We start from the raw sequence: 12,650 nt of genomic DNA, 5'->3' as shown, positions 1-12,650 counted from the left end.
TCTGGGCTACACGTCGGTGGAGAACCGCACCCCGCCGTCGGGCAGCGCCACGCCAGGCCACACCCGCGCGCCGCGCAGCAATTCGCAGCGGGCGCCGACGTCCGCGCCGTCCCCGATCACCGCGTCGCGCACCAAGGCCCGCGGACCGATTCGGGCACCGAAACCGACGATCGATCGCTCGACCGTCGCACCCGCCTCGATGACGGCGCCGTCGAACACCACCGCGCCGTCGAGTCGCGCCCCGGCACCGATCTCGGCGCCGCGGCCGACCACCGTGCCGCCGATCAGCAACGCGCCTGGTGCAATCCCGGCGCCGGGATGAATCAGCGACTCGCCGCGCGGGCCCTCGAGCGCGGGCGACGGCGCGATCCCGCGCACCAGGTCGGCAGATCCGCGCACAAAGTCCTCCGGCGTGCCCATGTCGCGCCAGTACGAAGCATCGACGTACCCGAAGACGCGACGTCCGTCGCCGAGCAGCCCGGGAAAAACCTCACGCTCCACCGACACCGGGCGTCCGGCGGGGATCTTCTCGATGATCTCGCGCTTGAAGACGTAGCAGCCGGCGTTGATCTGGTCGGTCGGCGGATCCTGCGTCTTCTCCAGGAAATCGGTGACGCGACCGTCCTCGTCGGTCGGTACGCACCCGAAGGCCCGCGGGTCCCCCACCCGGACCAGGTGCATCGTCACGTCCGCCTCGGTGCGGGTGTGCGTGTCGAGCACGGCCCGCAGGTCGGTTCCGCCGAGCACGTCGCCGTTGAACACGATCACGTTGTCCGCGCGGAGCTTGGGCAGCACGTTCCTGATGCCGCCGCCGGTGCCGAGCGGCTCGGACTCGGTGACGTACTCGATCTCCAGACCCATCGACGACCCGTCGCCGAAGTACTCTTCGAAGACCTCCGCCTTGAAGGAGGTGCCGAGCACCACATGCTTGATCCCGGCCGCACCGATACGCGCCAGCAGATGCTGCAGGAACGGCAGCCCTGCCGTCGGCAGCATGGGCTTCGGCGCGGACAGGGTCAGCGGCCTCAGCCGTGTGCCCTTGCCCCCGACCAGGACTACCGCATCCACGTTCGACTGGTTCTCCACTGCGTCACTCCCCATCGTCTGCGGTCCCCTCGTTCTTTGCCCTGCTCCGTACCGCCGCTGCGACGGCCACCTTCGACCGCACGGCCAAACCGCCCCGCAGCGCCCATCGCAACGGCGCCTGCCACCAGTGCGGGTGCCGATCGGCCTGGAAGCGGTAGGCGCTCTGGTGATGCGCGGGCAGCATCAGCTCGGGATGCCGCCCTGCCGCATGTCCCTTGGCATGGGTCACCTCGGCCGACGGCACGAACACGTTGTGCCAGCCCGCACGGCCGAGCCGATCGCCGAAGTCCACGTCCTCCATGTACATGAAGTAGCGGGAATCGAATCCGCCTATCGAGTCGAACGCGGCTCGACGCACCAGCAGGCAGGATCCCGAGAGCCACCCCACCGGTCGCTCGGACACCTGCTCGTTCTCCTGCCGGTACCGCTGAGTCCACGGGTTCGAGGGCCAGACGCTGCCGAGGACGGCGTGGCCTGCACCCGAGACGAGGCCGGGCACCTGACGCGCCGACGGGTACACGCTGCCATCCGGTTCCAGCACCAGCGGGCCCAACGCGCCCGCGCGCGGCCAACGCTGCGCCGCCTCGAGGAGCACGTCGATGGAGCCTGCGCCCCAGCGAAGGTCGGGATTGGCGATCACCACGAACTCGACGTCGGAGTCCAACTCGGCAACCGCGCGGTTGATGGCACCGCCGTAGCCGATGTTCCCCCCGGTGCGCAGCAGCCGCACATTCGAGTTGGCCTCAAGGGCCGCCTCGGGAGCACCGTCGGTCGACCCGTTGTCGGCCATGATGACCTGGGTCTTCGACTCGGTCGCCCCCTCGAGGGTGTCCAGGAAACTCTGAAGATGCTTGCCCGGCGAATAGGTCACCGTCACCACGGCCAGCTGCGAACTCACGCCGGCAAGACTAGTCGCTGGCCGGCGGCAACTGCGCCAGGGCCGCTTCCAGCGCCTCCTGCCACGGCCGGAGCGGGGTCAGTCCGGCGCGCACCCAGGACGCGTCCGACAGCACCGAATACGCCGGACGCGGCGCGGGCCGCACGAACTGGGCACTGGTGCAGGGGTGCACCCGCTCCGGGTCGGCTCCGACCCCGGCGAACACCGCCCTGGCCAGGTCGAACCAGCTCGCCTGTCCGGCGTTCGTGGCGTGCAGCACCCCGCCCGGCACCTCCGGAATGCCCGCCAACTGCAACAACCCGTCGGCGAGGTCGCCCGCGAAGGTCGGCGACCCGACCTGGTCGTCGACCACGTCGACGGTGTCGCGTTCGCGCTGCAGTCGCAGCATCGCCCCGACGAAGTCGGCACCCACGCCGGTGTACACCCAGGCGGTGCGCACCACAAGGGCATTCGGATCCACTGCGAGGACCGCGCGCTCGCCGTCGAGCTTGGTCCGCCCGTAGGCGGTCCGGGGCGCGGTCGCCGCGTCGGACTCGTACGGAGTGATCCCGTCGCCCGCGAACACGTAGTCCGTCGACATGTGGATCAGACGGGCGCCGACACGCGCGGTCGCCGTCGCCAGATTCCGCGGCCCGACGGCGTTCACCCGCCCCGCGGCCTGTTCGTCCGACTCGGCCGCATCGACGGCGGTGTATGCCGCGCAATTGATGACGACTGTGCCGGGCTCGACCACCTCGTCGACCGCCCCACCATCGGTGATGTCCAGTTCTCGCGACCCGAATCCGACGACGTCCAGGCCGGCCGCGCTTCCGCGTCGCAGCAACTGCGTGCCGAGCTGGCCACCTGCGCCTGTTACAACGATCTTTCTCACACCGGAAAGTCTGGCACGCCGGTGCACGGACACCGGAACGGCGCGTCCCCACAAGTAGCCTGGACCTCGGTCGGGACAACCACATGCGTGGAAGAGGGGGGCATCAGGTGCCGGACAATGAAGGAGCTCAGACGGCGAGGCGTCCCGCCTTCGGCCGGGTCCAGATCGCCGTCGCCGCCGCCTCCGTCCTGGTACTTCTGATCACCGGATTCGCGTGGCGCAGTGTCGATGCGCTCGCGTCGAATCTCGCGACCGCCCGGTTGGCGCTTGGCGACGGCGGCAAGGACGGCGCGGTCGACATCCTCATGGTCGGTACCGACAGTCGTACCGACGCGCACGGCAATCCGCTCTCTGCCGACGAACTCGCCTCACTCAGGGCAGGCGAGGCCGAGGCCGACAACACCGACACCATCGTGCTGATCCGAGTGCCGACCGACGGCAGCTCGGCGACCGCCGTCTCGATCCCACGCGATTCCTACGTCGAGGTCCCCGGCATCGGCCGTTCGAAGATCAACGCGGCCTTCGGCGCCACCAGGGCCACCGAACGACAGCGGTTGATCGACGAGGGCGAGTCCGAGGACGCCGCCGACACGGGCGCCACCCAGGCCGGCCGTGAGGCGTTGATCAAGTCGGTTGCCAATCTCACCGGCATCACCGTCGACCACTACGCCGAGGTCGGGCTGCTGGGCTTCGTGCTGCTCACCGACGCGGTGGGCGGCGTCAACGTGTGCCTGAACAACCCGGTCGACGAGTGGATGTCCGGCGCGAAATTCCCTGCGGGCGAACAGACCCTCACCGGATCGAACGCACTGTCGTTCGTCCGGCAGCGGCACGACCTGCCGCGCGGCGACCTCGACCGCATCGTGCGCCAGCAGGTGTTCATGGCGTCGCTGGTTCACGAGGTCCTGGGTGCCAAGACGCTGAGCAATCCGGGCAAGCTCGCACAGCTGAGCTCGGCGGTGCAGCGTTCGGTCGTCCTCGACGAGGATTGGGACATCATCGATTTCGCTCGCCAACTGCAGGGGCTGGCTGGCGGCGAGGTCAAGTTCCAGACCATCCCGGTGGTCGATCTCAACGCGATGACCGACTACGGCGAATCGATCGTGCAGGTCGATCCGAAGGCCGTCCGCACGTTCGTAGCCGGACTGGTGGGCGATAGCGAGGTCGACACCACAGACAGCGCCGAACCGCCGTCGATCGACACCTCGAAGGTCACCGTGGACGTGTCCAACGACAGTGGGATCGGCGGGCTGGCGTCCCGGGTGTCCGAGGCACTGACCGCGCAGGGTTACGCGCAGGGTGTCGTCGGCAACAACACCGGAACCACGGTGAGCACGAGCCGTGTCCTCGCAGCCGACACCGATTCCGACGCGGCGAAGGCCGTCGCGGCCGCGCTCGGTGGCCTGCAGATCGTCGCCGACGACTCGCTCTCCACGGGCGCCGTCAAAGTTCTCATCGCCGCCGACTACACCGGTCCCGGTTCCGACTCCGCCGCGGCACCGACCTCGGATATCGTCGACATGGGCACCAGCCCCACCCCCGCACCCCCAGGCCCGGCAATCGACGCCGGGACCAAGGGTCCCCGGTGCGTCAACTAGCGAGAACGGCGGCGGAAGTGCCCGACCCCAACACGTCCGTGACCAACCTGACTGCGGCCCTCCTCGATCCGATCCTGCAGCAGGACCCGGCAGGCCCGCGCATCACCTACTACGACGACGCCAGCGGTGAGCGGATCGAACTGTCCGCGCTCACCCTCGCCAACTGGGCCGCCAAGACCGCCAACCTGATTCGCGACGAGTTCGGTCTGCTGCCTGGCGCCCGGATCTGCGTGCTGCTACCCGCGCACTGGCAGAGCGCGGCCGTGCTGCTCGGCTGCTGGTGGGCGGGCGCCGAGGTGCTCCTCTCCCCCGACGACGACGCGGAACTCGCGATGGTCTCGGCGGACCGACTCGCCGAGGTCGAGGATGTGCCGGAGGTCGCGGTGCTCTCGCTGGACGCGTTCGGTCGCCCCGCGGAGGGGCTGCCTGTCGGGGTCACCGACTACGCCACCTCGGTGCGGGTGCACGGCGACCAGTTCCGGCCCGACGGTGGAGCCCGGTCGGCGCTCGACGGGTTGTCGATCGCCGAGGTGCTCACGGCGGCAACGGACTCCGCCGCTGCCCAGTCCATCGCCCGCGCGGATCGCGTGCTCTCGAGTTCCGGCTGGGACACCGCGACGGAACTGATCGACGGCATGATCGCCGTCCTGGGTGTGGGTGCCTCGCTGGTCCAGGTCGCCAACCCCAGCGACGACGCGATGGCCCGCCGGGTGGCCACCGAGAAGATCACGGTGCGACGCTGAGTCGATCCGTGGCGTGACTGGGCGTCCAGATCCGGCCGCGCAGGTCCCGTCCCCGGATCACCTGGATCCGCCACGGATCCAGCCTCAGGACGTGCAGCGTCGGATCGTCGGGAGACCGCCAGAAGTTGCCGAGGTCGTATCCTGCCCCGCGCGGACTGGTCTTGCGATAGAGGTCCCACACGTGGCGTCTGGTGGCAGGGTCCTCGACCCATTCCGCGACCGTGTCGACCGCGACGGAATTGTTGCCGGGCGCCCAGTAAGAGAAGTTCGTGTGCGGGTTCCCGGCGATGTGCGCCGCCTTGACCGGAGTCCTGTACGTGGCCAACCAGCCGACCGGACGGCCGTCGACGACCTCCCAGACCGGGATGAGCACCCGCGTCCTCGGCCGACCTTTGCGGTCCACCGTGACCATCGTCGCGTAGACGATGGACCCGACGAACGCGGCGAATTCTTCCTCGAGCTCAGCGAACGACGTCACCTTCACAACCAGCTCCCGCCCTAGTTCCTTTTCGTAACCGATGCCAGCATGCGACGGTCGCGCGAGAATGGGAAGACGGCACTTCGGCGACACCGAGTTACCGCGCGGGAACCGGCGAGGACCATGCCCTAGGTCGACCGCCCCTTGGGTTGGCGGCCGTAACCCCCGTCGACCAGCCCGGCCTCGATCTCGAACCGGTTGCGGTGCATCGGATGCCGGATCTCCTCGATGAGGTACCGGACGGCGAATCCCAGGCCGTGCCGGGCCCACTGCTCGGCGTGGACCGCCTCGTGACGCAGTGTTGCGGTACCGGTGTTCCTGCGGGTGAGGTAGACCCCACCGATGGTGGTCCCACCCCTCGCGAAACCGAAACGCATTCCGGCGCAGACGAACAGGTCGAACTCCTCGTCGAAGCTGATCCGGGCGCGCAGCGCCGCCGCGTAGACCAACGCAGCCACCGTCGCCACCATCGCCCCCGCGCTGCCCCGCGAGGCCCGGACCAGTCGAAGTCGACCGATCCGGGCCTCGCGTCGCAGTGAGCGGAGAGCAGCGGGCACCCGTCCAGGCTAGGGCGTGTCTCCTAATCCCTCTCGGATGCACCTGACGAGACAATCGTCGTCCGGCAAGGCGGAGGAGGAGCCGATACCGCTGTTGTATCGGCGACGACGACAACGCCGCAGGGCGGCGATTGGACGTCAGGGGCGCCGAAATGGGGATTGGGAGACACGCCCTAGGCCGCCATGGCCTGCACCGGGGACGCCTTCGCCGCGGTCCTGGCCGGGAGCAGCGCCGCAATGACGCCGGCGATCCCGCCGATCAGAACGGTCGCCGCCAATTGCAGCCAGGGCAGCGACGGCAACACCAGGTCTTCGACGCCGAACACCGAAGCCGTGCCCGCCAACCCGAAGACCAGTCCGAGCACGACGCCGAGCACCGACGCGACCACCGAGACCAGCACCGCCTCCTGGATCAGCAGCGACCGCAGTCCCGCCCGGGTGACACCGATCGCACGCAGCAGCCCACTCTCGCGCCGCCGTTCGATCACCGACAGTGCCATCGTGTTGCCGACCCCGATCACCGCGATCAGGATCGCCACCGACAGCAGGCCCACCACGATCATCAGCATCGTGTCGAGCACCGAACTCAGGGCGGCGCGCATGGAAACGGCACCACCGATCTCCGCTGTCGGAACGACGTCGGTGGCAAGGTCCGCGACGTCTCTCTGCGCGGCGGCGATCTGGTCGTCGGAAAGACCGTCCGCGAGCCGGATCCACAGCGACTCCACCGTGGTGCTCGGCGACATCGCCGCCAGATCCTCGCGTGCCATCAGGGACGGTTGTCCTTCCACGCCGGACACCACCGTCAGGGTCCGGACGGCGCCGTCGCCGCGGACCTCGAACGGTTCCCCTTGGCGCGCACCCAGCTCCCCGAGTAGGTCTGGCGACAGCGCGATCTGGCCGGGCTTCGGTAGCGCGATCGACACGCGCAACGCCGCCGCCACCTCGTCCTGGTCGACCCCGGAAACCGCAAGCTCTCGACCCGACGAGGTGCTGACGTCACCCCGTGAGAGCCCCGCGACCGCGGTGACCCCGTCCACCCCGTCGAGCCGGCCACCCAGGCCTGCCGGCAACCCGGACCCGCTCACCGTGACGTCGACGGGGAACTGCTCGTCCAGCGCGCGGGGGGCGCTGGCCTTGACGGTCGCGATCCCGACGATCATCGTCGCGGTCACGGTGACGCCGATCAGCAGCGCGGTCGCGGTGGCCGTGGTGCGACGAGGATTACGTCCGGCGTTCCCCGCCGCCAACTGCCCCAACGGGCCCGACACCCGCCCCAGCGCCCTGCCGCACGCGGCCACCGTCGCCGGAACGATGTACCGGCACAACAGCACCACCGCGACAAAACAGAGCAGCGCACCCGCGGCAGCCACCAGCACCTGCTTCCCGAGCACCCCGCCGGTCAGCACCGCGGTGCCGCCGAGCAGCCCAGCCACGCCCCCGAGCCGCCGCAACCGTGACGTCCGCACGGGTTCGGGCTTGGCCTCGGCGGGTGTCAGGGCGGCCAGTGGCGACACGCCGGTGGCCGCACGGGCAGGCGCGACCGCCGCCAGATAGGTCACGACCACACCGACCAGCAGGCCGACCGCGAGCGCGGTGGGCGGAACGGAGAGATGGTCCAGCGGAACGGGAACATCGAGTGCGCCTGCGACTTTGGTGACGGTCCACGCCATGACCACCCCCGCCGCAAGACCCGCCGCCGAGGCCACCAGACCCACCACCAGCGATTCGATGCGCACGCTGCGGCGAATCTGATCGCTGGTCGCGCCGACGCAGCGGAGCAAGGCCAACTCCTGGGTTCGAGCGGCCAGCAGCACCGCGAACGTATTCGCGATGACCAGACCGGAGACCACCACGGCGAGCGCACCGAACGCCAGCAGGACGTTGCGCAGCATGTCGCTGCTGCCGAGGAAGGTCGCGGAGACCTCCGCGGACCGCTCGGCACCGGTCGTCACCGTGACGCCGGGCGGCAGTGCCGCGGCGACGGTCGCCTCGTCTCCGCCCGCGACGCGCAACTCACGGCCGGCCTGTCCCGCGGTCCACGCCTCGATATCCGCCGCCGCCGCATAGACGGAGATGCCCTCCATCCGCTGCGCGGTGCCGTCGAGGTCCACCTCGCCGACGACAGTGGCCTGGGCCACATCCGAGCCGGCGGATTCGCCCTGCGCCGTCACCGAGACGCGGGTTCCGATGGGCAGGTCGGCATTCGAGCCGACCGCGATCTCCCCCGCGGCACTCGGGAAGCGGCCGTCGGACAAATTCTGCCAGCGCAGGCCCGCGTCCGCGGCCAACGAGGTGGCCGTACCGAACGACTTCCCCTCTCCTGCCCCCGTCACCTTCACCGGAGTACTGACGTCAATGGTCACCGCCCGCACGCCGGGCACCGAGTGGACCGCCTCCGCCGCCCGCTGGGCCTGCGCGCCGTCCCCGAGGCCGGTGACCACGAGGTCGGTGCTCCGGTACTGTCCGGCAAGTGAATTGGTGACGCCTGCGGTGGCCGTCGAACTCAACACCAGGGTCGCGACGACGAAGGCCACCGCGATCAGCACCGCGAGCATCGCGGCGAGGTACCGCCCGAAATGCGCGCGGGCCTGGGCGATGGTCAGCCTCAGCATGTGCGGGCCCCGAGCTCGCGCATCGTCTCGATCACCGAATCGGTGGTCGGGCTGTCGATCTCGCCTGCGATCCGCCCGTCCGCGATCAGCACCACACGGTCCGAGTAGGACGCCGCCACCGGGTCGTGGGTGACCATCACCACCGTCTGGCCGAACTCCCGGACGCTCGACCGCAGCAGCCCGAGAACCTCTGTGCCCGATCGCGAGTCGAGGTTGCCCGTCGGCTCGTCGGCGAAGATGACGTCCGGTCGGGGCAGCAGCGCCCGCGCGACCGCGACACGCTGCTGCTGGCCTCCGGACAGCTCGTGCGGAAGGTGGGCCAACCGCTCGCCCAGCCCGAGCCGCCCCACCACCTCCGACCACCATGCAGGGTCGGGGTCCACCCCGCCCAACCGCATGGGAAGCAGCATGTTCTCCTCCGCCGTGAGCACCGGCAGGAGGTTGAAGGACTGGAACACGAATCCGATTCGGTAGCGACGCAATTCGGTCAGCTCCCGATCGGTCAGCCCGGTCAGCTCGGTCTCCCCGAGGTACACCCGGCCGGAGCTCGCCGTGTCGAGCCCCGCAAGGCAGTGTATGAGGGTGGACTTGCCGGAGCCCGACGGCCCCATGATCGCGGTGAAGGCGGAGCCCGCGAACTCGGTGTGCACACCGTCGAGGGCGTGCACGGCCGCCTCTCCCTCGCCGTAGCTCTTGCTCAGGCCGACCGCACGGACGGCGGCGGTACGTGTGATGGTGGGTGCGTTCATGGATTCGACGCTACGAACGACTGCCGTCCGGGCGCGTCGGCGTGGGGTCGGATTCTCGGTGCGGCGGCGTCATACCGGGGTAGGACGCGGGGCCGGAGAATCCTCACACTTTGTCGCCTTGATGCGCGAAAGCTGCCAATTCCGCAACGAAGTGTGAGCTCAGTCCGGCTTATCCACACCCCGGAATTCATCCACAGGCGCGCGCATCGGCCCAGGGCGCCACCCTTCGACATCCGACCGAGGCGCGAAGGTCACACCATGAATCCCTTCGGAGTACGGACCCGAGACGAACTGCTCGATGCAGGCGTCGCCAGTAGCACCATCCACGACCGATGCCGCAGTGGCCGCTACACGCGCCTGCTGCCGGGGATCTACTGCATCACCGAAACCACCCCGCACGCACTTTGTTCGGCGGTCCTTCTGTGGCAGCCCACTGCGGTGCTGAGCCACCGCACAGCGGCCTGGATCTGGAACATGCTTCCGGCCCCCACCACCATCGAGGCGTCCGTGCCCTCCCCCGTCAGCGTCCGGCCGCCGAGTTGGCTCCGGCTCTACCGACGAGCGGTCTCGGCAGAGAATGTCACCACGGCGTGGGCCATGCCGACGGTGGATCCCGAACGCGCCATGCTGGATTCGGTGGTGGTGTTGCCCCCGCGCGAGGCAGATGCCCTGGTCGATGCGCACATCCGGACCTCGGTGAACCCCAGAAAGCTGCAACTGATGTGCGAGCAGGACGACGGCCGCGTCGGCGTTCGAGAGCAGCGCAGGCAGCTGTACGCCGCCGCCGGCTGGGCAGCTTCCGAACCGGAGCGAATGTTCGGCCGCGCGTTGGCCGCCCGCCGCTGCAAGCTGGAACCCAACCACCCCGTCGGCGCGTACTTTTGCGACTTCGTCGACGAGCGCTCTCGCACGATTGTCGAGATCGACGGCCGCGAGTTTCACAGCGAACCCGAGGTGTTCCGCAAGGATCGAAGGCGCCAGAACTGGCTCCTTCTCGATGATTGGCTCGTCTTGCGGTATGCCGCGTACGACGTGTACCGGCACCTGGACGAAGTCGCGGACGAGGCGGTCCGGGTTGTGCGGAGGCGTCGACGCGCGAGGAGGTGATCTCCGGGTTAAGAGTGGTGAGGTCAGTCCGGTCGTCGCAGCAGGTCCTCCGGCTGCACCAGACCGGTCTGATACGCGAACACCACCGCCTGCACGCGGTCCCGGGACCCGGTCTTCGCCAGCACCCGTCCCACGTGCGTCTTCACCGTCGCCTCGGACACGAAGAACTTCTCCGCGATCTCGGTGTTCGACAATCCGTGCGCCATCGCCTCGAGTACCTCCGACTCCCGGGGAGTCAGGTCGTCGGGCAGCCGGGGCCGCACGGCGGTGGACGCCCCTGCCAGCATCGGACCCACATGCTGGAGCAGCCGCCGAGTGGACCGGGCGGCGATCACCGCGTCACCGCGGTACACGGTCCGCAGCGCGGCGAGCAGATCCTCGGGCTGCGCGTCCTTGAGCAGGAATCCGCTGGCGCCCGCGGAGATCGCGGCGACCACGTACTCGTCGTTGTCGAAGGTGGTCAGTACGACCACCTTTGGCGAGTGCTCGAGTGCCGTCAGGCGTCGGGTGGCCTCGATCCCGTCCAGGTTCGGCATCTGCACATCCATCAGGACCACGTCGACCGGGGTGCGGGCGAGCTCACGCAGCGCCTGCTCGCCGTCCGAGGCCTCCACCTCGACGCTCAGGTCGGGCTGAGAGTCGATCACCATCCGGAAGCCGGCCCGGACCAGCTGCTGATCGTCCACGATCGCGATCCTGATCGGACCCGGTGCGGGATCGGACATGTCATGCCCCTCTCGAATATGGCAACGCTGTGTGCACCCGGTAGCCGCCGCCGACCGAGGGCCCCGCTTCGAAACTCCCGCCGTACAACTCAGCCCGTTCGCGCATCCCGAGCACGCCCTGTCCGCCGGCCGTGGGCTCGATCAGCGCACCGGCCGCTCCCCTGCCGTCGTCGACCACCGTCAGCTCGAGCACATCATCGGTCCAGCGCTCGGTGACCTGCACCCTGGCCGCAGGACCCGCATGCTTGAGCACGTTGGTCAGCGATTCCTGCACGATCCGGTAGGCCGTGAGCTCGGCGCCGGTGGACAACGCGCGACGCGCGCCCTCGGCCGTATGCTGCACCTCCAGTCCACCCCTGCCGACCTCCTCGATCAGCGAGTCGATATCGGAAACCCCTGGGGTGGAGGAGTACTCACGCGGGCGGTCCTCGCGCAACACGGACAGCAGCGCGCGCATGTCCGTCAGCGCCTGCCTTCCGGTCTGAGAAATGGTCTCCAGCGCGCTGATCGCGGCCTCGGGGTCGGACTTGGCGCTGTAGCGGCCCCCGTCCGCCTGCGCGATCACGACCGTCAGCGAGTGCGCGACGATGTCGTGCATCTCCCGCGCGATCCGGGTGCGTTCATTGATCGCGGCGATCTCCGCCTCCTGCGCGCGTTCGAGCTCGAGCAGTCGCGCCCGCTCGGTCAGCCCCTCGACCTCCTGGTTGCGCACCCGGCGCAGGTCGCCGAACGCCCACACCGCAGCGACATACACGATCAGGAACGCGATCAGGAACGCATGCGCCTGCCACGTGGACTGCTCGCCGCCGAAATACCGGAAGCCGGCCACGGTCACACCCACGATGGCCGAGGCCAGGCCCCATCCGCTCGCCCACCTCGGCCCGTATGCCGCGAGCGCGTACAGCGCGATCGGAACGCAGATGCCGGGCAGGACGAGATTGGTCTGATCACTCGTGATGATCAGATACGCCACCGAGAAGAGCGCGACCACCGCCGCGGCCGCGACCGGCCGGATGCGACGCCAGGCCAATGGCACCGTGAGGCCCAGGGCTATCACCACGTCGTCCCACCCGACGCCGACCGACGCCGCCACACCGAGGAGCGCGAGGAGCCCGGCGATGGTGCGGTCGATCCCGACGACGTGCTCGGCGCTCCACTGGTACCAGCGCTCGCTCAGCGGGAATCGGGACATGGATCCAGCGTAGACACCTGTGGCCGGTGAG

Annotated in this window: 12 protein-coding genes; 3 read left to right on the top strand and 9 right to left on the bottom strand. The window is 69.3% G+C overall.

All coding sequences use genetic code 11. The features are described from left to right. Positions 1–6: 6 nt before the first annotated feature. The 3 genes from ACFXMV_RS18060 to rfbD are packed head-to-tail and all read right to left on the bottom strand — an operon-like array spanning position 7 to position 2,855. Entirely contained in the window at positions 7–1,101 is a 1,095-nt protein-coding gene (locus ACFXMV_RS18060) for a sugar phosphate nucleotidyltransferase (RefSeq protein WP_378498697.1), read from the bottom strand. Next, positions 1,091–1,984: a glycosyltransferase family 2 protein gene (locus ACFXMV_RS18055; RefSeq protein WP_378503117.1), complete on the bottom strand. Its 894-nt coding sequence runs from the start codon at positions 1,982–1,984 to the stop codon at positions 1,091–1,093. Before ACFXMV_RS18055 ends, ACFXMV_RS18060 begins: the two co-directional genes overlap by 11 nt. Positions 1,985–1,994: 10 nt before the next feature. Then, positions 1,995–2,855 (bottom strand): dTDP-4-dehydrorhamnose reductase, encoded by an 861-nt coding sequence (gene rfbD / locus ACFXMV_RS18050; protein ID WP_378498699.1) that lies wholly within the window; start codon positions 2,853–2,855, stop codon positions 1,995–1,997. Positions 2,856–3,019: 164 nt separating this feature from the next. Here rfbD and ACFXMV_RS18045 point away from each other — a divergent pair, with 164 nt between their 5' ends. Then, entirely contained in the window at positions 3,020–4,453 is a 1,434-nt protein-coding gene (locus ACFXMV_RS18045) for an LCP family protein (RefSeq protein ID WP_378498703.1), read from the top strand. A gap of 17 nt (positions 4,454–4,470) precedes the next feature. Then, the gene (locus tag ACFXMV_RS18040; protein ID WP_378503116.1) at positions 4,471–5,196 is read left to right on the top strand and encodes a TIGR03089 family protein; all 726 of its coding nucleotides are present in this window, start codon (positions 4,471–4,473) and stop codon (positions 5,194–5,196) included. On the opposite strand, the gene ACFXMV_RS18035 is transcribed toward ACFXMV_RS18040, so the two are convergent. The 4 genes from ACFXMV_RS18035 to ACFXMV_RS18020 all read right to left on the bottom strand — a co-directional run bounded on the left by ACFXMV_RS18035 (position 5,180) and on the right by ACFXMV_RS18020 (position 9,595). Beyond that, positions 5,180–5,674 carry a pyridoxamine 5'-phosphate oxidase family protein gene (locus ACFXMV_RS18035; protein WP_378498701.1) on the bottom strand — a complete coding sequence of 165 codons (495 nt, stop codon included), beginning with the start codon at positions 5,672–5,674 and terminating at the stop codon, positions 5,180–5,182. The genes ACFXMV_RS18040 and ACFXMV_RS18035 overlap by 17 nt on opposite strands. Positions 5,675–5,802: 128 nt before the next feature. Continuing rightward, positions 5,803–6,144 carry a hypothetical protein gene (locus ACFXMV_RS18030; protein WP_378498704.1) on the bottom strand — a complete coding sequence of 114 codons (342 nt, stop codon included), beginning with the start codon at positions 6,142–6,144 and terminating at the stop codon, positions 5,803–5,805. Between the two features lie 260 nt (positions 6,145–6,404). Beyond that, on the bottom strand, positions 6,405–8,846 hold the full coding sequence (locus tag ACFXMV_RS18025; RefSeq protein ID WP_378499593.1) for an FtsX-like permease family protein: 2,442 nt from the start codon (positions 8,844–8,846) through the stop codon (positions 6,405–6,407). Beyond that, positions 8,840–9,595: an ABC transporter ATP-binding protein gene (locus ACFXMV_RS18020; RefSeq protein ID WP_378499594.1), complete on the bottom strand. Its 756-nt coding sequence runs from the start codon at positions 9,593–9,595 to the stop codon at positions 8,840–8,842. Before ACFXMV_RS18020 ends, ACFXMV_RS18025 begins: the two co-directional genes overlap by 7 nt. A gap of 258 nt (positions 9,596–9,853) precedes the next feature. Between ACFXMV_RS18020 and ACFXMV_RS18015 the strand changes: the two genes are divergently transcribed. Next, positions 9,854–10,702, top strand: coding sequence for a DUF559 domain-containing protein (locus ACFXMV_RS18015; protein ID WP_378499595.1), 849 nt, complete (start codon positions 9,854–9,856; stop codon positions 10,700–10,702). Between the two features lie 23 nt (positions 10,703–10,725). On the opposite strand, the gene ACFXMV_RS18010 is transcribed toward ACFXMV_RS18015, so the two are convergent. Together ACFXMV_RS18010 and ACFXMV_RS18005 are read right to left on the bottom strand one after the other, a co-directional pair. After that, a complete protein-coding gene (locus tag ACFXMV_RS18010) occupies positions 10,726–11,427 on the bottom strand; it encodes a response regulator (protein ID WP_378499596.1) in 702 nt (233 codons plus the stop codon). A 1-nt stretch (position 11,428) separates the two neighbouring features. Then, complete coding sequence (locus tag ACFXMV_RS18005; protein WP_378499597.1) at positions 11,429–12,619, bottom strand: sensor histidine kinase; 1,191 nt, start codon at positions 12,617–12,619, stop codon at positions 11,429–11,431. Positions 12,620–12,650 lie beyond the last annotated feature (31 nt).

Source organism: Rhodococcus sp. NPDC059179, from assembly GCF_042754885.1.
Classification (GTDB): Bacteria; Actinomycetota; Actinomycetes; order Mycobacteriales; family Mycobacteriaceae; genus Rhodococcus_G.
The sequence above is the reverse complement of the archived record's forward strand: the minus strand, read 5'-3'. Positions and strand labels throughout refer to the sequence as shown.

Coding starts and splice junctions, on each gene's coding strand:
- ACFXMV_RS18060 (WP_378498697.1), bottom strand. CDS start 1,101: ATGGGGAGTGACGCAGTGGAGAACCAGTCGAACGTGGATGCGGTAGTC.
- ACFXMV_RS18030 (WP_378498704.1), bottom strand. CDS start 6,144: ATGGTGGCGACGGTGGCTGCGTTGGTCTACGCGGCGGCGCTGCGCGCC.
- ACFXMV_RS18025 (WP_378499593.1), bottom strand. CDS start 8,846: ATGCTGAGGCTGACCATCGCCCAGGCCCGCGCGCATTTCGGGCGGTAC.
- ACFXMV_RS18020 (WP_378499594.1), bottom strand. CDS start 9,595: ATGAACGCACCCACCATCACACGTACCGCCGCCGTCCGTGCGGTCGGC.
- ACFXMV_RS18015 (WP_378499595.1), top strand. CDS start 9,854: ATGAATCCCTTCGGAGTACGGACCCGAGACGAACTGCTCGATGCAGGC.
- ACFXMV_RS18010 (WP_378499596.1), bottom strand. CDS start 11,427: ATGTCCGATCCCGCACCGGGTCCGATCAGGATCGCGATCGTGGACGAT.
- ACFXMV_RS18005 (WP_378499597.1), bottom strand. CDS start 12,619: ATGTCCCGATTCCCGCTGAGCGAGCGCTGGTACCAGTGGAGCGCCGAG.